General features: G+C 43.6%; 4 protein-coding genes. All 4 read right to left on the bottom strand.

The window, feature by feature from the left end; translation table 11 throughout:
* Nucleotides 1-164: 164 nt before the first annotated feature.
* Entirely contained in the window at nucleotides 165-1,073 is a 909-nt protein-coding gene (locus VIN08_RS11115) for a TraB/GumN family protein (RefSeq protein WP_331964580.1), read from the bottom strand.
* A complete protein-coding gene (locus VIN08_RS11110; protein ID WP_331964577.1) occupies nucleotides 1,057-1,668 on the bottom strand; it encodes a hypothetical protein in 612 nt (203 codons plus the stop codon). The genes VIN08_RS11115 and VIN08_RS11110 overlap by 17 nt, the downstream gene beginning before the upstream one ends.
* 2 nt (nucleotides 1,669-1,670) lie before the next feature.
* Nucleotides 1,671-2,162 carry an RNA polymerase sigma factor gene (locus VIN08_RS11105; protein WP_331964574.1) on the bottom strand — a complete coding sequence of 164 codons (492 nt, stop codon included), beginning with the start codon at nucleotides 2,160-2,162 and terminating at the stop codon, nucleotides 1,671-1,673.
* A 515-nt stretch (nucleotides 2,163-2,677) separates the two neighbouring features.
* On the bottom strand, nucleotides 2,678-2,956 hold a 279-nt coding region (locus VIN08_RS11100), incomplete at its 5' end, for a c-type cytochrome (RefSeq protein ID WP_331964571.1).

The raw sequence follows: 2,956 nt of genomic DNA, 5'->3' as shown, positions 1-2,956 counted from the left end.
TTTGAGCAATTGAAACTATCGGAAGGTATGCAGGTAGAGTTTGATGCACGCGTAAAACTATATACCAAAGGGTATGTTAATACACGCTATAAGATCGATAAGAGTAAAGAAGATTATAAGTTAAGTCACCCGACCAAAATTACTGCGGTGCCGCGCGGCTGACCTTACTTTGTTTTTAACGGGCGAACAGTATAGCCGGCTTTTCGAAGAAGTGTGATCAACCCGTTATCACCGGGAAGATGTCCTGCACCCACGGCTACGAATGTAGCATGCTGTTTAAACAGATCCGGTAATTTTTGCATCCAGTTTTTATTTCGGTTGTCAAGCATAACGGCCTCTTCCTGGTCGGTATAATGATCGAACGATTCCTTTTTTATCAACTCCTGTATATTGCCAGCGCGGTAAGCTGCATTTAATTCTTTCAACTGATCTGCAATCTTGTCGCTTTCCCGGAGAGAAATAACCAATAACTCTGCCTGGCGTTTATAGCTGAACTGATTCATGGAGGCATAAGCCTGTTCTTCAAAAGTCTCCAGCCCGATAACTTCTTTACCGGATTTCTTTCCTCGCTGCTGAAAGTACAGATCCATCGCTACATCATTTGCCGGATCGATGTTATAGAATTTTTTCTGCAGCGAGCTCAGCATAAATATTTGTATTGTAAGCGGATTGAACCGGTTGAACAGTTTCATATCGTACCCGGTATATTCCTGGAACAGCACGGCTATCTTTTTATAGTCTTCCGGAGAAAGCAATTGATTGAGTGTAGTATCTTTTAACAGCGACAGTTCCATCACGCGCGAAGTCATGGTGCTGTCAATGATCAATTCGCCTGCAACAGTTTTCGCCTGGTTAAATTTACTCATCACGTTGGTGAGGCTATCGATATATAGCTTGCCCATAAGATGAAACGTTCCAAAGAGATACGATGATTCTTTTAGCCCGTTGCCGCTTACTTCCCAGAAAACAGAATTTTCAACAACGTCTTTCTTTTGAGTATATCCTTGTACCGATACGAGAAGTGCAACAGTAAAAAAGAAATATATACGGGTATTCTTATTGGTGAATGTCATTCAGCAGTGTTCTGAGCTTTTCGAGGTGATTGCCATATAATTTCTTCAGATACCAGTTGGTAACCCAGGTACTGCAGAAGAAGAAAACCAGCGCAACCACCAGCAGGTATATAATGGTGCGTGGCTGGGAGAGGTTGTTGATAAATTTATCGGGGCCGCGTTCAAGCGCTCCGAACATAAGTCCTAATACAAAATATATAGGGTATAGCACCGTATAGCTTCGTTTGTAAAAACGCAGGTAGCTGGTAAGGTCATTTGTTAGTCGCTCCAGGGAAACGCGTATATTTTCACCGGCAGGATTATACTGTCGCAGCAGCGTAAGCTTCTTGATATAGTAGAACGAGTAGGCAACAAACAACAAGAGTATAGATACCGAGGTCCACTTGAGTGCACCGCTGGGCAGCGTGAGGGCGTATATGAGCAATGCCAGGCCGGCTACGAATGTAAAGATCAGCTCGAACCATACACTGCGTTTCAGTTTGTCAACGATCGACTGGCTGTTGCCTTTCAACATGAGGGCAATCTCGTTTTCATCTTTCAGTTGAAAACCCGGATCGTTATGCTTCCATATACTTTGTAGTTCTTCGAGTTCCATGCTTACGGGCACATAAGTTTTCGTAATTTTTCGCGTATGCGGTTCATGCGTACGCGCACATTGTTTTGAGTTATTCCAATAGTCTCGGCAATTTCATCGTAGGGTACTTCTTCCAGCGCCATCATGATCATGGCGCGTTCAATCTCCGGTAACTGGCGCACAGCCCACTGCAGTTTCTGAAAATCTTCTTCGCGATCGTCAGCCCAACTGTCAGATATATTCATGTGTACCTCCTGCAGATCTTCGGTCTTTACCAGTCGTGTTTGTTTTCTGAAACCCGATATAGCCGTGTTCAGCGCGATGCGATACATCCACGTAGTGATCTTGGCTTCACCGCGAAATGAAGGGAATGATCGCCAGAGCTGCAACACAATTTCCTGGAATAAGTCATTGCGTGCATCGGAGTCGTGTTCATACATGAAGCAGATCTTATGTATGAGCCCCTGATGCTCGTTAATGAGGTTAATGAACCGTTGTTCTTCTCCGCTAGCCAAGTAGAAGCTTACTTTGGATAATAGGTCGAAGATAAGGAAAGAAAATTACAGCTATCGGATCTTTTTATAAACCAGCCCTCCAGGGCGAAGGCCGGCTATGAAAGTATATGAGAAAGAGGAGGATGCAGCAGCATCGTTAAAAAATATATACTGCCTGTTAAACATCATAAACGCAAAACGATGCTCCGTAACACATCCCGTACCTTTACATCCCGCCTCTTCTCATAGCTCATGTATGGTTAATGAAGGTTTTTTTATACTTCGACATTCGTTACTCCTTGTTCGGTGTTCGATATTCAATCTCCGTTATTCGTTAATAGTTGTTCGTTAATCGTGAGTGTGAGATGGGAGTGTGTGAAGGAATCCAGTGGCTATCGGGATGTGGGAAATATTTTTGCATTTAATCTGCGTTAGTCTGCGAAATCAGCGGGAAACAAATTTGCCTTTCGATTCGACATTCATTGATCAATATTCCTTCTTCGATATTCAAATTCATTCATATACTTTCAACCTTATCACAGACTATTGAGGTATAAATGAAGCGCTTTTAATTCCAGGTCGTTAAATTCTTTCGCCATCGTCCACGGCATTTCTTCGGGCTTTAGTACTTTCCCTTCAGGAGTCGTGCCGGTACGAAGTGTTTGAATGAATTGCTCATCGGTCCATTTACCCGGGCGACCGGTAGAAGATATATCTGCTACAACGGGGAAGCCAGGCGCCAGCGGTTCGCCTCCTTTCATATTCTCGCGATGACATCCCTGGCAGGAAGTGGAAAGATATTTACCATACTCAAT

It is taken from the genome of Ohtaekwangia sp., assembly GCF_036568665.1.
GTDB lineage: Bacteria > Bacteroidota > Bacteroidia > Cytophagales > Cyclobacteriaceae > Ohtaekwangia.
Note: the sequence above shows the minus strand (reverse complement) of the source record. Positions and strands in the feature narration are given on the sequence as shown.